A 19,320-nucleotide genomic window follows, 5' to 3' on the forward strand; every position below is an offset into this window, starting at 1 on the left:
GATTAATACAAAGGCTCCAAATGAGAACGATCTACACCACTGAAGGCGACATTAACGCAAAGAAACAGAAAGACGCTTATCCAAAACTGGCGTTATGTGAAAACTGTGTGCGTGACTATGTGGTGATTGAACAAGGAGAGCGCACTTACAAGCCTTGTGCTAAATGTGGTGCCGACGATTAATGCGCCTTGATAAATACCTTTGTAAAAGCACAGACCTCACTAAGTCACAAGCCATTAAAAGCATTCATCATGGTGAGGTTAGTGTAAACAGTGAAGTCGTGCTTGATGAATCCACTCAAGTACACGAAAGTAATACCATCTTGCTGAATGGCGACGCATTAACGCTACGCGCGTTTCGTTATATCTTGATGCACAAGCCAGCAGGCACCATCTGTTCCAATATCGACGAAGTGTATCCATCTCTTTTCAATTATTTAGAGTTAGATAAAGCGTCTGAACTGCACATCGCAGGGCGTTTAGATGCTGATACCACAGGATTAGTGTTAATCACCGATGATGGTCGTTGGTCTTTCAACATCACATTGCCCACAAAGTCGTGTAAAAAGGTGTACCGCGTGACATTGTCACGAGATGTTAAAGACGATGTCGCTGATAAGTTTAAAGCAGGGGTTCCGCTGCAAGGTGAGAAGAACCTTACGCGCCCGGCAGAACTAGAAGTAATTAGCCCAAAAGAAGTGCTCTTAACCATCACCGAGGGTAAGTTTCATCAAGTTAAGCGAATGTTTGCTGCTGTTGGTAACCGAGTGGTTGGGCTACATAGAGAGCAAATAGGCGACGTCCGTTTAGATGTTGAAGAAGGCCACTGGCGTTACCTCACTGAAGATGAAGTTAACTCCTTTGGCCAGTAACCTAAAACAAATTTAAGCATAATGCACAAAGCTCAGCGATACTTCTGGGCTTCAAAACAGAAGGAATTGTTTATCATGGGAAACCTCAAAGTCACTGAAATAAAATCGTTTGTGCCCGCAAAAGATTTCGATCTATCTAAGCGATTTTACCAAGCTCTGGGGTTTGAGCTCATGTCTGAGTTCCATGATATCGCTTATTTTCGTCACGATGATTATGCATTCCTTTTACAAGATTTTTACGAACCTGTACACTGTCACAATTACATGATGCACTTGCTCGTAGAGGACGTAAAAAGTTGGTATCAGCATGTACAAAACTCTAATGTAATGGCGGAATTTGAAGTAACCGTTACCGAGGTGGTTGAGCAACCTTGGGGAATGCTTGAGTTTTGTATCACTGACCCAAGTGGCGTGTTATGGCGCGTTGCCGAGAACATAAGGCCGCGTAACTCGTAACTTGTTTTGAGACCAATGAAACGCTTCAAATTATCCATATGTCGCTTTATTTATGCCGTTCTTCGGTAATTATCAAATAGGTTCAAACATGGATATAAAGGCAAAAATGCACAGCCAAGACGTTTATTACTGTGATGACGTTGATCTGGTCGCCGAGCAAACGCAATGTTTAGAAGTGCTGTACGATTTCAACCACACTCGCCCGAGTGAAGGTAAAAAACGCCAACAAATTATGAAGCAACTCTTCGCAGAGGTCGGCGAGGGTTGTTACATAGAGCCGCCACTACACGCCAACTGGGGGCGTCATACTCACTTAGGTAACAACGTATACGTAAACTTCAACCTAACGCTTGTTGATGATACCGACGTATTCATCGGCGATAACGTAATGATTGCACCTAACGTAACCATCGCGACAGGCACACATCCCATCAGCCCAGAACTCAGGCTCAAAGCCGCCCAGTTCAATGTTCCTGTCCGTATCTGCAACAACGTATGGCTTGGCGCGCGCACAGTTGTTTTACCGGGCGTTACCATAGGTGAAAACTCGGTTATCGGAGCGGGCAGTATAGTCACCAAAGACATCCCAGCCAATGTGGTAGCTGTTGGTAACCCTTGCAAAGTAGTGAGAGAAATCAACGAACGCGACCGAGAGTACTACCACAAAGATCGCCGTATACCAGAAGAGCTTAAGTAAGCCGTATTGACCAGATTCTTAATGTGTGTGGGGGGGGGCATACTAGACAGAAAAATTCCGCATTTTCTCTAGCTCCGCCCCTAGCTGTGATATAAGCCATTGTTATATAATGATTAGATTGCACATAAGGTGTGAACGATAGAAACTAGACAGAATTATTCTGCATTTAAATACAGAATTTTTCTGTCTAATAGAGCTGTTATGCGTCAGGGCTAAAATTGGACTAATAATATGAAGTAATTTCATGGTATGTTTGCCGCCTAACATCTATTAACGGGAAATTTCATGTTAAATCGTGGCGCATTATTACTCCGATATACTCAAGAAGCAGTGGATTGGCTGAACAAAGTTGATACAACTGGAGTTTCTGACTTGACGGTAGAGTCTGCAAATGAAGATCGCACTGTATATTTAGTAAGTAGTGAAGTCGCTGATTCACCTGATACAGTCAAAGAGTGGGTGAAATTGAACTGCGATGTACTTTTTGAGGGTGAACTGTTTGATTGGTATGTAGACCAATCACTTTGGCCGCAAAAACGTAACTGGGCGTTGTTTCAAAAGTGGTTCAAAATCGAGTGCCACTCAGTCATTGAAGATACCATGTTAGGCTCTCCGATCGTGGATGAAGACGCATAACAAAGCGTTTAAGACAGATTCCCAACGCCTGGCATTTTTAGTGCTATCGTTGGGTTTTGTGTTTACGGTGCTGTAGTTAGGTTTTGTGGTAGCGTTGCTCACTACTTAACGCGGCGTTGATATGACCCCCACTGTCAATTAAAAACGTAGAAGTTTCTGCTCCCTCATTTCAGAGCCTTTGTTCATTTTGGGATAGTGTTACCGCATAGATGAAGCAAGTAATGTCGTCGGTTCTCATGCTGATATACGTGGATTGCTCATCGTTTGATGAGTAGAGCCTACTTTACTTGTTCCGTCGTAGCACCTGTCTTCAGTCTATGCTCGTGGTTCAATACAGCCGAAGCTATATTGCCGTCCTAACGCCGTCGGTGTTTGTGCCACTCCCCATTCACCGTTGCTTGGATATTATTGCGAAGAAGAAAGCCCTTGAGTTGGAACTTTGCGTCTTTGAGATCTTTCATTGCCATTTCTCTGGCACGCGAGAGATCTCGAATAGCTTCATCTTCGGCTTCTGGTACATAGATGGGTGTAAGCTCTTCGGCTTTTAACAGCTTGGCGAGCTTTGCTGCGTCTCGTTTGTCAGTTTTAACTCTATCGCCTGGCTTCTTAGGTATAAGTGATGGAGCGACGACATAGCAGCAGTGTCCAAGGCTCGTAATCAGGCGATAAGTCCAGTAACCACATGGTCCTGCTTCATAGACAAAGTGCAGAGTGGCTTTTGGATACTTGGATTGCAGTTGTCTGGCCAATTTAATAAGCGCGGACTTGTTAGATTTAATACGGCCAAGGTGTTGTGGGTTTGCCCCTCGATGTTCTTGTAAAACAGCGACTTGAATAAATGACTTATGCGTATCTAAGCCAATGAAAATTATGCTATCTTTACTCATGCTAGCCTCCAAATTTAGTTGTTTGACGCACTAATTATGGCTCTGGCTTAAAGCTAACCCACTATATTGGAGGCTAGCACCTTTCGTGGGGGTCATTATGTCTATGTACATAGGAGGGGCAGTGAAAAATACAGTATTAATAGATTTTGACGGTGTAATTCGTCATTGGTCCAATATTGAAATGGAAGAGTATGCTGATACGTTGGGACTAGTACGCAACCCTTTGTTCACATGTGCTTTTTCTGAAAAGCACCTAATTCCCGCAATCACTGGCAAAATTTCTCATGATGAATGGTGTAACAATGTTTGTTACGACTTGTCGCTAGTTCATGGTGAGAGTACGGCGGCAAAGTTGGTTAACAAGTGGCGTTCACTGAACGCTGAGATTGACTATGAGTTCCTTAATAATATCCGAAGCCTACTTTCTAACGGTAGGGTTGTTTTGGTCACCAATGCGACAAGTCGATTAAACAATGACCTTGTTAACGTGGGTTTAGAGAAAGCATTTGATGAAATTGTTAACTCGTCAGAAATCGGCATTGCCAAACCTGACTTTTTGTTTTTTCAACGCTTATTGAAGCGCCTCAGGGTAAAGTCGAAGCATTGCATCTTTATTGATGATACCCATCGAAATGTGGAGGCCGCTAGGGCTATGGGGATTGAAAGTCTTTTACATACTAGTACAAAGGAAACACTGGATTTCATCAAAGATAAATGTACATAACCAAGCGTTCAATTGGACAACCAACGCTTAGCAGTTTTGGCTCACAGTTTGGTTTTAGTGTTTATGTCACAATGCTTTAAGTTTGTGGCTGCGTTGTCTGCCTATTAACGCGGCTACATGGATCCCCCCGGTTGTCAAACATCCGCTAAACTTATGTTGATGGGTTTTGGACTGCCGCTCTACATTCGGCCTACTTATCGACGATTCGCATACGTCGTGGCCCTGATGACTTTGCGCGACTGCGGTGCCTTATTCGTTAGATGGCATCTAGTGTGTCCACCGCATTAACAGGCTCTCCGCAAGTGGTCTTAACCTATCTCCATCATTAGCGTCTGCAATGACCCGGTGGGTTTAACTCTTTATGCTGCTTAAGTTTCTACTTAAGCAGCATAGTTTTCATATTCTGTTTGATTGTGTAAAAGCGACCATATAATTCGTGCGTTCTTCGCGGCAAGTGCCACTATCGCTCGATTCATTCCTCTGCGCTCTAGAACGCCTCGACACCACTGACTTAACTTATCTTGCTTGTCGCCAAGGTTGGCAATCACGGTCCTTGCCCCGTGAACTAATAGTGTTCGCAAATATTTGTCGCCGTGTTTGGTTATCCGGCCTAAACGAGGCTTTCCTCCTGTGGAATATTGCTTTGGTACTAAGCCTAGCCATGCAGAAAAATCACGGCTTTTATCAAATTGAGTGCCATTGCCTATCGAAGCGAGTATCGCAGTCGCGGTCTGAGGGCCAATGCCCCGAACCTTCATCACTCGTTGAACATTAGTGCTGACCTTAGCAAAAGAATCGAAGACTTGCTCAGTATCGGCGATACGTTGATTGAGTTCGTCAAGGTGATGATAAGCATCGGCTATCACCGTTCTTGCGAGGTGTGGCAGTTCATTTTCTGCATCTTCGAGCATTAAGGGAACCTGTTTCATCAATGAAGAGTGACCAACAGGAATGATTAATCCGAATTCTGAAAGCAGGGCACGCATGCGATTCATAAGCGCGGTGCGTTCACGAACCCAATGTTCTCTCATTCTATGTACCGATATAGGATAGCTTGCTGCTCGGGGGATTTTACGGGCACAAAGTGAGTTGATGGGCGCTGAACAGCTTCGCATATGGCAGCAGCATCATTAAGGTCGTTCTTTCCCTTAGTTCGATAAGGAACTACGTATTTAACGGCCATGATACGGGCGTCGTGACCCAGTTTATTGAGTGTTCTGCCCAATAATGTGCACCACCACACGCTTCAACGCCTATACGCATGAGTGGCATATTTGCTATTGTAGTCAGCAGTTTAGAGCGAGTTACTGACTTATGAAGTATGACCTTACCGTTTTGGTCTATGGCATGAAGACTAAAGTGGTTTTTTGGCTAGGCCGATACCGCAGAAATAAGAATAATTAGAAATAGTGCCTCCGGTGCAATTAAGTACCACATAAGTTTGGCAGATCCTCGGTAGGGGGAATCCATGTCATGCGTTAGGCTGCAAAATTAATATACGGAAAAAAATGGATTATTTGAGTATAAATAAAGAAGCATGGGATAAAAGAACCAAGGTACACGTTGAATCGGAGTTCTATGATATCGCATCATTTAAGAATGGTAGATGTTCTCTAAATCCAATCGAGCTAAAACAAGTAGGAAATGTTCAAGGAAAGTCTCTATTGCACCTACAGTGTCATTTTGGTCAAGATACCTTGTCTTGGGCTCGCTTAGGTGCAGAGGTCACAGGTGTCGATTTATCTGCTAATGCAATCAAGCATGCTAATTCACTAAAAAAGGCTTTGGATTTAAAAGCGGATTTTATTGAAAGTGATGTTGTTCAATTTGGTCATGAAAATAAGCAACAATTCGATGTCGTATTTACTTCATACGGTGTGTTGTGTTGGCTACCCAACTTAGTTGATTGGGCACAGACTATTGCCAAGTCACTAAAAGTCGGCGGGGAGTTTCACCTAGTTGAGTTCCATACGTTTCATGACTTGCTATCTGGCTACTCGTATTTTCCGGATAGAGCGCCTGACGTTGAAGAGGGCGGCACTTATACAGAAAACTGCGATGGTACAAAATCAACTACGGTTACTTGGTCTCATCCAATAAGTGAGGTTATAAACGCCTTAATCGATACAGGTTTAAAGATTGAGTCTTTCTCTGAGCATCCATATAGCCCATATAACTGTTTTGATGATTTGGAGTCAGTACCAAACTTGGGATACCAAATGTTGTATAAAGGTCGACAGATTCCTTTGTTATATTCAATCAAAGCGCGAAAAGTCGCCTAACAAGATGATTGGACTCCCCATCCCCAATCCGCCTATCTTTTAATAGGAAGCAACACGGGAGTCTGATTATGAAAAATCTCATTATTGGCGTTGATCTAGTCGCTAAGGTTATTCAAGTTTGCGTTTACGCAGATAAAAAGGCGCAATCTAATCGAGAAATGACACCGAAACAGTTCAGCGCTTATCTCAGTAATCTGTCACCCTCTCTGGTGGTGTTTGAAGCTTGCGCAAGCTCTAATTATTGGAATCAAATTGCCACATCTTTAGGCCACACTTCGAAGTTAATTTCCTCTCGTTTGGTTAAAGCGGTTCGTCAGAATCAAAAAACAGATAAGAATGACGCTTTAGCGATCATTCAAGCCTCACAGTTACCTGAAGTAACTTTCGTTTCTGGTAAGACGAATAGCCAACAGCAAGCGCAATCAATGCTGAAATTACGAGAGCAAGCTGTTAAACAACGGACGGCATTAAAAAATCAATTAATAGGATTGATGAGGGAGTTTAATCTTCCAGTCTCGAGGAACCATCAAGGCTTTACTCAATCGATAGAGCTGATTTTGGAAGACGCGGACAATGAGCTAACAGCTGATTTTAGGCATATGCTGAAAGTGTCACTCGACTTATATTTGGTTTTGTGCGAAGCCATTGATACTTATGATCATTCCCTTGATCAATGGATAAGGTCAATCCAAGAATGCCAAAAGTTAATGAAGATTGAAGGTATCGGTAAGTTAAACGCAGTTCATTTGTACATTGCTTTGGCATCAGGAGAACTTGGTCAGTTTAAAAAGGGAAAAGATGTTTCCGCTTGTATTGGCTTAACACCACTCCAACATTCTTCTGGTGGTAAAGCGAAGTTGGGACATATTGATAAACGGAAAAACTCAACGTTGCGCAGCCTATTAATTACTGGCGCAATGTCTGTGGTTCAGCAAGTCGTAAAACGCGATGCTAAAACAAAGAAAGAACAGTGGCTACAAGCATTAGTAGTACGTAGAGGTAAAAAATGTGCAGCGGTAGCGCTGGCAAATAAAACAGTTCGTACCGCTTTTGCTATGCTTAAATCTGATACGGAGTATAGAGCATCTATGCTCTGACAGTTTGACAAAATGAAGCGTAAGATAAAAGTTAGGTGATACAGAATAGTCGAAAGAGGAAAAGCTCGCTAACAAGCATTGTACCCTAACAGCCGAAATTATCATTGAGCAGAGGTAGCTCCTCAATAGTAGCTCGTATATAAGCACGCGAATATCTATCGTTCTTTTTGTTGAAACGGGGGAGTCCATATAAGAGACTATGGCGTCAATAGTTAATTTTTGACGCTATCTTTATTCCACATTGCGCCGTCTCTTAGCATTGAATTGAGTGTTACAACCATCTTTCTCATGCAGGCAACTATCGCTACTTTTTTAGGTTTTCCTGCCGCAAGTAATCGTTCATAAGTAGCCTTAAATACAGGGTTGCATTGGATAGCCGACATCATTGCCATGTACATGACTGTTCTAACTTGAGGCCGACTTCCTTTTATCATCCGTTTGCCTTTGAAGCGTCCGCTCTCTCTTGTTATAGGTGCGACGCCAATGAGAGAAGAGGCTTGCTTGTTAGTGATAAAACCGAGTTCGGGTACATTGCTAATTAGGGAGGCGGCTAGGATCTTTCCTACGCCAGGCATGCTTTGAAGGATGGTGTTCTTAGCTTGATACTCAGGGCAGCTCTCAATCAGCTTTTCTATCTTTGCCTCTACTTTTTCAAGCTGATTTTTTAGAGCGGTTAGAATCGGAGTAATAGTCGATAAGATGTTTTTGGGTAATATTTGTAGTCGGTTTCTTTCCATGGTTTGCATGGTGAGTAGTTGGTTCCGCCTTGTGACTAAGTCACTCATAAGGCGTATGTTTTCGCTTTTTAGCTTGGTAAGTTCGGGCTGAACTCGTTCGGCATAATGTGCGATGAGCGCGGCATCTAAACGGTCGTTCTTAGCTCGTTGATCAATGGCTTCAGCAAACCTTTTAATACGTAGTGGATTGGCAACGACATAAGGCAATTTGGCTTTATCACAGGCGAGTATGAAGGGCATTTCTAATCGACCTGTAGCCTCGATAACGACGCGTTGAGGTTTGTGTTTCTTAATTGCTTTGATGGCATCGCTGATGCCTTTATCGGTGTTTGGTACGGTGAAGTAAATGTCGAGTGGACGGATATAGATATCTAATTGTGACTTACCAGTATCAACGCCAATATTAATGTTTTGAAGTGTGTTTGTATTCATAATAAGCTAACTCTTGCTTGCAAATGCGGGCTCGAGACCCAGAAGACTATTCGAGTGTGGTGCTTGGAGTTCTATCTGGCGTTCGTACTTGTTATCGGTCTCTCAATAGAGGAGCCACTGTTCAATCGAACTACCAGATAGAAGAACTTTAGTTGCAGCTAAAGTCTGGGTCTCACCTTACCCGATTGGAGTGCTTATTATCCATACAATTTGTTCAAGCATACAGCTAACAGTTGGCGATTTTGGTTTGGATTGAGTGTAGTGGTGGTTAGCTGCAACTTGACAAGGCGTTATGTATTTTAATCAGTGTTTTAGGGTAACTGACTAATTAATGTTGGAGCTAATATCAATGCTACTAGATACGAGTAAAAGTATGATTCGTAGTGTTAAGAGAATTTGTGGGTCACACTATGCGCCTGCAGTTCTCATAGCCATTTTTATTATGTCGACAAGTGTTGTAGAAAATAGAGTTATTGAGGGTCCATACACTGATAACGATGTGTTACACCATAAAGCTGAAGTAACAGGTAAGCATGGTGCAGCTGGTCGTGGATTAACTTATCAAATTATTTTCGATAAAGAATACAAGTACGATATTAAAATTCAAGGGTATGACTTTAACTCAATAAATCATGACTATTCCCTAGGCTATGGTTCGCGTAAAGATATAGAAAATCTGAGTGTTGGACTAGTTAGAACGCATATAGATAATATTTATTATACTGTTTACGTTAACGCTGGAGATGAAGTTCTTCTTTCGAGCTCTGATGGCCTTCATAGGGTAAATAAAATCAATGCCGAACAAATTAAATGGCGCGTTTGCTCAAGTCTTATAGCATTTGCTTTTCTTTCTCTATTCTTTAGGTTTCTAAGGAAGTAGTGTCCGAAATTCCTGTATAAAGTTTGCTATTAAATTTGTAAAACCAAAATGCATAACAAACTGTATAAAATTGATTCACAATGCGTGGTACTTTTACTATACGTTGGTTTAAGTGTTTAGGCGGGTATGCGGTAGTTTTTGTTTTGCGTTAATCACCCTTTAACAGGGAGTTATATCTAATTTACATCACACATTACTACTGTATGGATGTACATGCTTTGTATTGGTATACTATTCACCGGTTTTTTAGTTATAGAGTTATAAAATGACCAAGTACTTAGAAGCTGGCATCAGAGAGCTAGTCGAAGAATTTGAATCTAATGGCAAACCTTGCCCTTCAGCACAAACAATTGTTGATCGCCGGGCAGGCTATATTGGTAGCGCTGTACTAGCTGGTGAAAGTCCTAAAATTGAAAGCGAATACTTAGATGTAATTAATAGTATTCCGGTTAAGATTTACAAGCCTACAGATGAAGTGAACTTACCTATAACGGTCTATTTTCATGGAGGCTGTTTCATCAGTGGTGGCTTTGGTACACATGATGCTCAGCTAAGACAAATTGCTCTTCTATCCAACTCGATAGTTATTTGCATTCAATACAGGCTTGCACCTGAACATGCTTATCCAGCAGCACACGATGATGTATACCAAGCTGTACTCGGTATTAAGGAGCAAGCGCACAAGTATGGGGGGGATTCAGAGCAATTAGTATTTGTTGGCGATAGCGCCGGAGGGCAATTAGCTTTGGCTACGACGCTTAGATTGAAAAAGCTAGAGCAGTGGTTACCTCGTCAGCAAATTCTTATTTATCCAATGCTGGATCCAACAGGCAATTCGAAAAGTTATAGAGAAAATGGTTCAGATTATATTATAACGGCAAATATGCTTCTTTCTGGTTTCGAGTTATACGCGAATTGCAGCTCTAAAGAAATTGTTGAGCCAGAGCTCAACCTTTTAAACAGAGACTTCAGCGGTTTGCCCATCACAACTATTATTACCGCGGAGTTTGACCCGCTACGTGATGAGGGGGAGCACTTATACAAGTTGATGCTTTCACAAGGCGTAGAGGCTTACTGCGAACGTTATTTGGGTGTGATTCATGGTTTCTTTCAGTTGTCCGGCGTTTGTAATTCGGCAAAACGCTGTATTAGTGCAATTTCAAACCAAATAAAAAATTAGATTGAACAAGCTGTTTAAGAGTGACTCACAACGCTTGGCTTTTTTGCTGTGCGTTGAGTTTAGTGTTTAAGGTGGTAAGGGGCGGCTTCGGTGTTGCGTTGCTTCCCCCTTAACTTCGCGTTATATCCATGGAGGCATTAAGTGATTAAAACGGAGCGTTTAGAGCTCAGAAAATTTACGCAGCAAGACCGTAGTGAAGTTATAAAATTACTTGGTAATTCTGATTTTATGGCGTTTTCTCCAACTGGCGCAATGACACATGAGCAAGCAGATACGCGTTTTGAAGAGCTTGTTAGTGCATTTCAATATAAAGGTATTGGAAAGTTTTGTGTTGTGGAACGCAGGACTGGCGAGCTAGTTGGTTATTGTGGGGTAGAATCATTTAACCATAAAGGCGAAAGTGTAGTTGAACTTGGATATCGGCTTAAGGTTTCAGCTCGGGGTAAAGGGTATGCATTCGAAGCAAGTTCTGCCGTTCTTTCTTTTGCTAATCAAATTGGTTATACGAAAATTCTTGCTATAACTGAACCTGAAAACATGCCTTCGCAGCACATACTTCTTAAACTTGGGTTCAAGGCGTGTGGTGACGGTTCCTATCAAAATATGCCAGTTCAGTACTTCGAAAAATGCATATAACAAACATTTAAGAGCGATTCGGCACGCTTGGCATTTTTGGTTCTGGTTGAGTTCAGTGTTTACGGTAGTCAAATTAAGTGTCGTTGTTGAATGCTTCACATCTTAATTTGGCGTTGATATGACCCCCACTGTCAATTAAAAACGTAGAAGTTTCTGCTCCCTCATTTCAGAGCCTTTGTTCATTTTGGGATAGTGTTACCGCATAGATGAAGCAAGTAATGTCGTCGGTTCTCATGCTGATATACGTGGATTGCTCATCGTTTGATGAGTAGAGCCTACCTTACTTGTTCCGTCGTAGCACCTGTCTTCAGTCTATGCTCGTGGTTCAATACAGCCGAAGCTATATTGCCGTCCTAACGCCGTCGGTGTTTGTGCCACTCCCGATGCTTTATCCAATGCGATAACACTAATTCTGTCTTCATGCCGGTAAACGAGCGATTCGAGTTCTAGGATCCACATCGCTGATGACAACTTCACGCGCAATGGCCCAGATGTAAGCGATCATCTCTCTTGCGATGGCGACCACAACGACATTTCGGTGTTTACCTTTTTGTAGTAGTCGTTGGTAACGACGACATAACCTTTGCTGGGCTTGCCAAGCGATATCAACTATCTCTTTAGGCAGCCCTTCTTGCCTTAGTTGCAGCTCTACAGATATGTTCGCTTTATGCTTATAGGTGTGTGCGCCTTCAACGAGTAACCGTCTGGCTCGACTGTTGCCACACTTTGTTAAGCTGCCACGACGAGTTTTCCCTCCACTGGAGTTTTCTGTTGGAACAAGCCCAAGGTAAGCCATAAGCTTTCTTGGATGGTCGAACCGCCGTAAGTCACCCAGCTCAGCTATTGTGCCAAGAGCTACGAGTAACCTTACACCCCGCATAGCTTGAATGGCTTTCACAACAGGATAGTATCGCCAGTTTTTGACCTGATGGAGCAGTTCATTATCGAGTCGTTGCAGCCGCTGTATCCGCTCATTGATAGTAATGATCATCTCTTGCAAGACGATTTGTTGACTATGGTGAGGAAGAATGAGATCGGTCAGCCACCGTAGATGCTTTTTAGACCAGTTATCATTCACCGTCGCTTGGATATTATTGCGAAGAAGAAAGCCTTTGAGTTGGAACTTTGCGTCTTTGAGATCTTTCATTGCCGTTTCTCTGGCACGCGAGAGATCTCGAATAGCTTCATCTTCGGCTTCTGGTACATAGATGGGTGTAAGCTCTTCGGCTTTTAACAGCTTGGCGAGCTTTGCTGCGTCTCGTTTGTCAGTTTTAACTCTATCGCCTGGCTTCTTAGGTATAAGTGATGGAGCGACGACATAGCAGCAGTGTCCAAGGCTCGTAATCAGGCGATAAGTCCAGTAACCACATGGTCCTGCTTCATAGACAAAGTGCAGAGTGGCTTTTGGATACTTGGATTGCAGTTGCTTGGCCAATTTAATTAGCGCGGCCTTATTGGATTTAATACGGCCTAACTGTTGTGGGTTTGCCCCTCGATGTTCTTGTAAAACAGCGACTTGAATAAATGACTTATGCGTATCTAAGCCAATGAAAATTATGCTATCTTTACTCATGCTAGCCTCCAAATTTAGTTGTTTAACGCACTAATTATGGCTCTGGCTTTCAGCTAACCCACGATATTGGAGGCTAGCACCTTTCGTGGGGGTCATTATGTCTATGTGCTTCTGATATCAATCATTCTGTCAAGTGTTTAAATTAGAAAATAGCATGGAAGGTAATCATGGAATATAACAGCCCCATTAGCCCAAGTTGTATAGATAACTTACTAGATGAGCTATGGCTAAATGAGGACTCTTTAGTCTTAGATGTTGGTTGTGGTAATGGCGAGTTAATTAAAAGAGTTATAGAAAAATTTAATTGTCGGGCGGTAGTCATTGATAACGATGAATTGGAAATCGCTAAAGCAAAGGAAAATCTGGAATCATATTTGGACCAAATTACCTTTCATACATCTGCATTCAAAGATGTTGAGTTGCCTAGGGGCGCATTTGATGCGTGTTTTAGCTTAGGCTCTACTCATGCTTTTGGCGATGTTGGTGAAGCTTTAGACAATGCATTATCTGACATGAAATCACTTATAGTTTCCAATGGCGTAATTGTACTTGGGGATGCGTATTGGCGAAAAGAGCCAGATGAGGAATACTTACTCGCAACAGGTATTGATCCTTTAGAATTAAGGTCAAACTTAAAAAATATAGAAGCAGGCAATCAGTTAGGCCTCGAATGCGTTTATGTTGTTCACTCTTCCTATCAAGATTGGGACACATTTGAAAGTTCGTTTTGGTTGGCATCCGAACGAGAGTTGCTACTAGATCCTGCGAATATTGAGTTGTTGGACAAAGTCAAAACGATACGACACTGGAAAGATGCGTACTTAAAGTGGGGACGTGAAACAATGGGTTTTGCACTATACCTGTTTATTAACTCTACACACCGACCCACTTAACAAGTGTTTAAGAGTGATTTACAACGCGTGGCATTTTTACATTGCGTATCATGCGGAGGGTAAGGTACCACGTTCCTCAAACCTTAACGGTGCTTTAGTACGGGGTTGACATCAAAGGTCATGAGTTTTGGTGTTTCTGGCTAAGTGCGAGGAACGAATCCTTTTCTAACTTTAAATCAGTAAAAGTAGGGGAGTTCAGTTCGTTTTCCTCTAGCTAACTTTCGCCTCTTAATCGAGTTTAAGTTTTGTAGCTACCCGCCTCACTTCATTATTAAAAAGCTTTTGTATAATTTGAATTTTAAATATCTTGTGGCATATAAATAGAAGTCGTGCATGTACTAACAAATGACCCAAGATTGATTTGTAACACATGGCATTCTCTATGCGTTGGTTTCAGTATGTAAAGTGGTATGCAGGGGCTTTCTATTACGTTACTGCCCTTAGCAGGGCGTTATATGTTTTCATCAATTTAGGAGTAATTTAATGTCTTACGTAGAGACTAACTGTCTATGTGGCGCTGTAAAAATCAAAGCAAAAAGCATCAACCCTAACTTTACAGTTTGTCATTGTCAGTCGTGTCGAACTTGGGGAGGTGCACCATTTTTCGCAGTTAAATGTGGAACTCAAGTCAAAATTGAGGGGCAAAACAAAGTAAAAATGTACAAGTCATCCTCTTGGGCCTCTCGTGGTTTCTGTCTGGAGTGCGGCACTCATTTGTTTTACAAGTTCAAAGAAACAGGTGAATACAATATGCCTGTAGGTCTGTTCCCAAACTTAGAAGGTTTGAAAATGGACATGCAATACTTTAGCGACATGCGTCCAAGCTATTACTGCTTTGCCAACGAGACTAATGAAATGACTACAGAAGAAATCATGTCTTATTTTGCGGACAAGGTGTAACTAAACATATAACAAACATTTAAAAGTGGTTCGTAACGTATGCAACTCTGATAGCACTGAGTCTCTTGTATTGTTTAGAACTTCATTGAGGTTAGGTCCCCAGGAAATTAAGGAAGCATAAGTGAAACTATCAAAGGAAATTCTGGTTGGTGTTTGGTCTTTAGATGAGTTCATCATCCATAGAGAATCAGGTGAAATGTTTAATTGGCCGGGGAAACAAAACGGTACTCTAATTTATACAGACAACGGGTTTGTTAGCGTCGCACAGAATAGAGATCCACTAACTAATCCTACAGACGAAGATAAAAAGAGAGAATCAAACTTTTATACAGCTACTTATGAATTAGATTTAGAGAACAATCGTGTGTTTCACTTTGGGCTTCAGTCTAGCGTGAAATCTGTTATAGGTGAACGTATGGAGCGTGAAGTTAAGCTACTAAAAGATGGTCGATTATGGTTATCTGGTAAAGGGCTAAAAGAGCGAGTCACACTCGTATGGTCAAAAGTTGATACCACGCAAACTGTTCAAGGGTGATTCACAACGCTTGGTATTTTTACTCTGAACCGGGTTACGTTCAATTTGAGGTTGTTTCTGTAAATCTCGTTTCAACCTATGCGTACAGACATCTACAAAGGATTAGAAACAGATGCTTATCAATGACTATACCGAAAACACGGAGTTTACAGAGCTAACTAATGACCTGTTAGACATCCGTAAAATATCTGATGATATAGTGGGTATATGTAAGTTTGTTCAAGGGAATCTTATTCACTCATATTGGTTAGAGCACTACGGTGTTGAGGCTGATCCGTTAAACAAGCTGACCGAAATGCAGACTCGGTATGCTAAAGATTTAGTCTCTTTAGCAATGTCGAAATCAGGTGAGCCTTCACACGTTTTCAAGAAACCAAACCATAGAGTGATCAGTATTTGTAGAGACTTTTCACTATTAGTTTGCGCAGTATTGAGAGCAAAAGGAATACCAGCGAGACTAAGGAGTGGCTTTGCGACTTATTTAGCTCAAAACCATTTTGAAGATCACTGGGTATGTGAGTATTGGAACAAAGAAAAAGGGTGGATAGCCGTCGATGCTCAGTTAGACGATATTCATCGCCAAGTCTTGAACTTTGAATTTGATCCGTGTGATGTACCGTCATCAAGCTTTATCCTAGCTGGGCGGGCTTGGAAGCTATGTCGTCAAAACGCTGAGTCTGATGAAAATTTTGGTTTTCGAGATTTCAAAGGATTAGCCTTTATCAAAGGGAGCCTAATTCGAGACTTATATGCATTATCAAAATTTGAAATGCATACGTGGGATACCGGTTGGGGCATACTGCCTAAATTTATAACCCCTATTTCTGGAGAGTGGGAATTAACTCTGCTAGACGAACTTGCAGAGGTCAGTTGTTCTTCAGATAGTGTTAAAGCTCTTGAGTTAGTGAAGTCGTGTAATGAAATAAGGCTTCCAAGCGGCTGGGATTGTTCTCAGTTTCCGACATTGAGTGAGCTCTATGCTTCACTGTAGCTATGTGGCCTACGAAAGCAAAGAAATTAAACTTGATTCATATTCCAGTGATTTTATCAGTCGTTGAAAGGTGATAGGTGAACACTGTTCTGAGAGTATTTTAGTTTGGTGTTTGGTGAATTTTTGATCTATTTCATTCATTTTAAAGGAGTAAATAGTGAGTTCTGAAAGGATAAAAAATATTGTTTTCGACATCGGCAATGTCGTCGTTCGTTGGTCACCTGAAGAGATTATTCGTCTTACTTTTGGAGATTGCGCATCAGCAGAAGAGAAAGCGAAGTCTGTATTTCAGTCTGATATTTGGTTAAATCTAAACAAAGGGCTGTTATCTGAAAATGATGCAAAAACCCAATACCGTGATGTGCTAGGTTTCACTGAATTAGAATGTGAACGTCTATTTTACTACGTTAAGCAAACCCAAATCTTGATTTATGGCTCCGTAGAGCTTATTAGACGTTGTAAATCTGCAGGTTATAGAGTTTTTGCATTGACTGATAACGTCCATGAAATTGTTTCTCATTTAAAAGCAACATATACATTTTGGGACTTATTTGAAGGCGCTATTGTTTCCGCTGAGGTTGGTCTACTTAAACCTCAAGTTGAAATATACGAATCATTGCTCTATCAGTATGGCTTAGAGGCATCAGAAACCGTTTTCATTGATGATATGCCATATAATGTGGCTGGCGCAGAGTCAGTTGGTATGAACGCAATTCTCTTTAAAAACACTTATCAATGTGCACAAGCTTTGAAAGCACTGGGTGTCCAACATTGACAATATAACTGTCACTAGATCGCAAAGTCTGATTCATGGTTCTCGGCATTTGTTGTTCGAATTGGTTGAAATATCTATCCTCAAGATCAGGTTTGACGGCTTTGTTTAATGAAAATATTTTGTTACTAAAATGGAGGTAACTTTGAGAACAGAAAAGCTAGATTTAGAGCACCTTCCCCTTCAAAGTGAACTAATTCGCTCTGTTTGCTCAGCCTTTATGGTAGAAAGTGACGTAGTAGCGGCTGTGCTATTAGGCTCATTAGCAGCAGGGAAAGGTGACCGAGTTTCGGATGCTGATATTCTTATTTTTACGAAGAACAACTTCCATAAATCTGCCAATAAGTGCTTCTCAGTTTTTGAACACGACAAGGAAATATTTTACCTACTTGACGGCTTTCACAATGATAATGCTTACTTTAAAAAGTATATCTTCAATGATTTAACGAGTACCGAAGTTCACTGCTTAGATTTGAGTGAACCGTTCAGTATTTCAAAGCCATTCAAAGTACTATTCGATAAAACAGGCATCATCGAACAAAGGGTAACCAGTGAACCCGCTCCAAAGCATGAGGATTTTCCTGCCTATACGAATGGTGATAAAGGCCTTACTTGGGAACTTTTTGATTGCATTAAGTGGATGAGTCGAGGGAACCATGAGTTGGCTAAGAACCATTTAAAGAAGCTTGTCGATAAACTTAAACCGACTGCATAAAAAAAAGAACGATAGTTTATTCTTTACGAGAGCATTATTTTTTCAACCAAATTAAGGAAAAATCATTGGATATCGTTTTTACTCACTCGCCGAGCCCTCAAGATATCGATCAGATTTACCAAGGGCTAGGTGATTTCAATCGAAGATTTATACCAGAAATCACAGATGAGTCTTTTGCTATTTTTGTTCGCGATAAATCAGGAGAAATTCTCGGAGGTTTAACTGGTTTTATCTATATGACTTCAGTTCAAATTAGATTTTTGTGGTTAACAGAAAAGGAAAGAAATCAGGGGTATGGAGCTGCACTAATACGAAAGATAGAGATGTATTGTAAAGAGCGAGAAATACGTAATATTGCAGTTGACACTTATACGTTCCAAGCCCCCGACTTTTATGAGTCTCATGGTTTCAAGGAAGTAGGTCGTTATAAGGACTATTTGAAAGAAGGAGTAGACAAAATCTTTTATCAAAAAGTATTAATAGACGACTAACAAATGGAAGCGTAAGTGACTTATAACTAAGGGTAAGAGGAATCATGGAAGGTGTTTTAGTCGAAAAAGTTGTTTTAGGTGAGATTGTACACTTGCTTTATTGCAATAAAGAGTGGGTGAAAAGCCCTTTAGTCATCATCTGTCATGGTTGGAACAATGATAAGTATGAAGGTTCTAATTTGGCGTTAAACCTAGCTCTCCAGGGTTATTCAGTCATCTGTTTTGATTCAGATAGCCACGGTGAGAGGAATGATGGCAATGCTCAGAGCATGGATAGCCACGCGCGTTTTATTAAAAGGGTGACACAGGTTATCAAGCAGAACGCAAACGACATTGATACACTTATTAAGCATTATCAAGAAGATATTCGGATTGACCCATCAAGGATAGCACTTGTCGGCATTTCAATGGGGGCACTGTCTACATTCTATTCGCTGACTCAAAATAACCAGATTAAAGTTGCGGTGCCTATTCTTGGTTCTCCTGATTTCGTCGGTTTGGAGAAGTTCGCATTAAAAGCAGATTCGGACAATAAGACTTTCAACGAAGACGAAAAGTTAGCAATTAGGTATATGAAAGAGATCGATCCATGTTTGTATCTTCTTGAAAATGAAAGTCGCCCAATGCTAATTATAAATGGCGAGAGAGATGATTGGGTTCCAGCCAAGTTCGCGAAAGACTTTTTTGAAAAGGTTAAGAGTAAATACGATAAAAATAATACTGAAATTGCGTTCAATTTGGCTGACGAATCACATTATTTTTCGAATGATATGCGTGATCATACGATATGTTGGTTGAATAAACATCTGTAAACTACCACTTATATTTGGAACGAAAAACAGCTAACAACTGTCACCATTCTGATTCATAAGGCTTGGTGATTCTGTTTCCGGTGAAAGGTGCAGTTTGGAATATTTCAAGACTATGTGTTTTTA

General features: G+C 41.2%; 21 protein-coding genes and 2 pseudogenes. 19 read left to right on the forward strand and 4 right to left on the reverse strand.

The genetic code is table 11. The features are described 5' to 3' along the window. Positions 1-20: 20 nt before the first annotated feature. The 5 genes from OCV52_RS07430 to OCV52_RS07450 all read left to right on the forward strand — a co-directional run bounded on the left by OCV52_RS07430 (position 21) and on the right by OCV52_RS07450 (position 2,660). Positions 21-182, forward strand: coding sequence for a hypothetical protein (locus OCV52_RS07430; protein ID WP_008224207.1), 162 nt, complete (start codon positions 21-23; stop codon positions 180-182). Beyond that, positions 182-871: a pseudouridine synthase gene (locus OCV52_RS07435; protein WP_137409026.1), complete on the forward strand. Its 690-nt coding sequence runs from the start codon at positions 182-184 to the stop codon at positions 869-871. Before OCV52_RS07430 ends, OCV52_RS07435 begins: the two co-directional genes overlap by 1 nt. Before the next feature lie 75 nt (positions 872-946). Then, entirely contained in the window at positions 947-1,327 is a 381-nt protein-coding gene (locus OCV52_RS07440) for a VOC family protein (RefSeq protein WP_137409025.1), read from the forward strand. Positions 1,328-1,415: 88 nt separating this feature from the next. Beyond that, a complete protein-coding gene (locus tag OCV52_RS07445) occupies positions 1,416-2,024 on the forward strand; it encodes a sugar O-acetyltransferase (RefSeq protein WP_137409024.1) in 609 nt (202 codons plus the stop codon). Between the two features lie 285 nt (positions 2,025-2,309). Then, positions 2,310-2,660 carry a PH domain-containing protein gene (locus OCV52_RS07450; RefSeq protein WP_137409023.1) on the forward strand — a complete coding sequence of 117 codons (351 nt, stop codon included), beginning with the start codon at positions 2,310-2,312 and terminating at the stop codon, positions 2,658-2,660. Between the two features lie 359 nt (positions 2,661-3,019). Here the strand turns inward: OCV52_RS07450 and OCV52_RS07455 are convergent. Then, a pseudogene (locus tag OCV52_RS07455) lies at positions 3,020-3,547 on the reverse strand (IS110 family transposase); the annotation flags it as partial. Positions 3,548-3,668: 121 nt separating this feature from the next. Between OCV52_RS07455 and OCV52_RS07460 the strand changes: the two are divergent. Beyond that, complete coding sequence (locus OCV52_RS07460; RefSeq protein ID WP_157938898.1) at positions 3,669-4,271, forward strand: HAD family hydrolase; 603 nt, start codon at positions 3,669-3,671, stop codon at positions 4,269-4,271. A gap of 380 nt (positions 4,272-4,651) precedes the next feature. Here the strand turns inward: OCV52_RS07460 and OCV52_RS07465 are convergent. Continuing rightward, positions 4,652-5,679 (reverse strand): annotated as a pseudogene (locus OCV52_RS07465) (IS110 family transposase). Between the two features lie 100 nt (positions 5,680-5,779). On the opposite strand from OCV52_RS07465, the gene OCV52_RS07470 reads away from it, so the two are divergent. Both OCV52_RS07470 and OCV52_RS07475 read left to right on the forward strand, forming a co-directional pair. Continuing rightward, on the forward strand, positions 5,780-6,553 hold the full coding sequence (locus tag OCV52_RS07470; protein ID WP_137409190.1) for a class I SAM-dependent methyltransferase: 774 nt from the start codon (positions 5,780-5,782) through the stop codon (positions 6,551-6,553). A gap of 68 nt (positions 6,554-6,621) precedes the next feature. Next, a complete protein-coding gene (locus OCV52_RS07475) occupies positions 6,622-7,650 on the forward strand; it encodes an IS110 family RNA-guided transposase (RefSeq protein ID WP_261900865.1) in 1,029 nt (342 codons plus the stop codon). 212 nt (positions 7,651-7,862) lie between these two features. Here OCV52_RS07475 and OCV52_RS07480 read toward each other — a convergent pair whose 3' ends face one another. Beyond that, complete coding sequence (locus OCV52_RS07480; RefSeq protein ID WP_261900866.1) at positions 7,863-8,819, reverse strand: IS110 family RNA-guided transposase; 957 nt, start codon at positions 8,817-8,819, stop codon at positions 7,863-7,865. A 349-nt stretch (positions 8,820-9,168) separates the two neighbouring features. Here OCV52_RS07480 and OCV52_RS07485 point away from each other — a divergent pair, with 349 nt between their 5' ends. The 3 genes from OCV52_RS07485 to OCV52_RS07500 all read left to right on the forward strand — a co-directional run bounded on the left by OCV52_RS07485 (position 9,169) and on the right by OCV52_RS07500 (position 11,515). Further along, positions 9,169-9,699: a hypothetical protein gene (locus OCV52_RS07485; RefSeq protein WP_240700717.1), complete on the forward strand. Its 531-nt coding sequence runs from the start codon at positions 9,169-9,171 to the stop codon at positions 9,697-9,699. A 265-nt stretch (positions 9,700-9,964) separates the two neighbouring features. Further along, a complete protein-coding gene (locus OCV52_RS07490; RefSeq protein ID WP_137409180.1) occupies positions 9,965-10,879 on the forward strand; it encodes an alpha/beta hydrolase in 915 nt (304 codons plus the stop codon). A gap of 141 nt (positions 10,880-11,020) precedes the next feature. Then, on the forward strand, positions 11,021-11,515 hold the full coding sequence (locus tag OCV52_RS07500) for a GNAT family N-acetyltransferase (protein ID WP_004741073.1): 495 nt from the start codon (positions 11,021-11,023) through the stop codon (positions 11,513-11,515). Between the two features lie 418 nt (positions 11,516-11,933). On the opposite strand, the gene OCV52_RS07505 is transcribed toward OCV52_RS07500, so the two are convergent. Further along, positions 11,934-13,088, reverse strand: a complete 1,155-nt coding sequence (locus OCV52_RS07505; RefSeq protein WP_261900867.1) for an IS110 family RNA-guided transposase — start codon at positions 13,086-13,088, stop codon at positions 11,934-11,936. Between the two features lie 167 nt (positions 13,089-13,255). Here OCV52_RS07505 and OCV52_RS07510 point away from each other — a divergent pair, with 167 nt between their 5' ends. The 8 genes from OCV52_RS07510 to OCV52_RS07545 all read left to right on the forward strand — a co-directional run bounded on the left by OCV52_RS07510 (position 13,256) and on the right by OCV52_RS07545 (position 19,197). Continuing rightward, complete coding sequence (locus tag OCV52_RS07510; protein WP_004741072.1) at positions 13,256-13,981, forward strand: class I SAM-dependent methyltransferase; 726 nt, start codon at positions 13,256-13,258, stop codon at positions 13,979-13,981. Positions 13,982-14,464: 483 nt separating this feature from the next. After that, positions 14,465-14,881, forward strand: coding sequence for a GFA family protein (locus OCV52_RS07515; protein ID WP_004741071.1), 417 nt, complete (start codon positions 14,465-14,467; stop codon positions 14,879-14,881). Between the two features lie 121 nt (positions 14,882-15,002). Then, positions 15,003-15,416, forward strand: a complete 414-nt coding sequence (locus OCV52_RS07520; protein WP_102426578.1) for a lipocalin-like domain-containing protein — start codon at positions 15,003-15,005, stop codon at positions 15,414-15,416. 112 nt (positions 15,417-15,528) lie between these two features. Further along, complete coding sequence (locus tag OCV52_RS07525) at positions 15,529-16,407, forward strand: transglutaminase-like domain-containing protein (RefSeq protein WP_150897814.1); 879 nt, start codon at positions 15,529-15,531, stop codon at positions 16,405-16,407. A gap of 157 nt (positions 16,408-16,564) precedes the next feature. Beyond that, on the forward strand, positions 16,565-17,182 hold the full coding sequence (locus OCV52_RS07530; RefSeq protein WP_137408507.1) for an HAD family hydrolase: 618 nt from the start codon (positions 16,565-16,567) through the stop codon (positions 17,180-17,182). A 193-nt stretch (positions 17,183-17,375) separates the two neighbouring features. Then, positions 17,376-17,894, forward strand: coding sequence for a nucleotidyltransferase domain-containing protein (locus tag OCV52_RS07535; RefSeq protein ID WP_390903400.1), 519 nt, complete (start codon positions 17,376-17,378; stop codon positions 17,892-17,894). Between the two features lie 65 nt (positions 17,895-17,959). Further along, on the forward strand, positions 17,960-18,385 hold the full coding sequence (locus OCV52_RS07540; protein ID WP_137408505.1) for a GNAT family N-acetyltransferase: 426 nt from the start codon (positions 17,960-17,962) through the stop codon (positions 18,383-18,385). Between the two features lie 44 nt (positions 18,386-18,429). Further along, complete coding sequence (locus OCV52_RS07545) at positions 18,430-19,197, forward strand: alpha/beta hydrolase family protein (RefSeq protein WP_137408504.1); 768 nt, start codon at positions 18,430-18,432, stop codon at positions 19,195-19,197. The last annotated feature ends 123 nt before the right edge of the window (positions 19,198-19,320 follow it).

The organism is Vibrio chagasii (genome assembly GCF_024347355.1).
Lineage (GTDB): Bacteria > Pseudomonadota > Gammaproteobacteria > Enterobacterales > Vibrionaceae > Vibrio > Vibrio chagasii.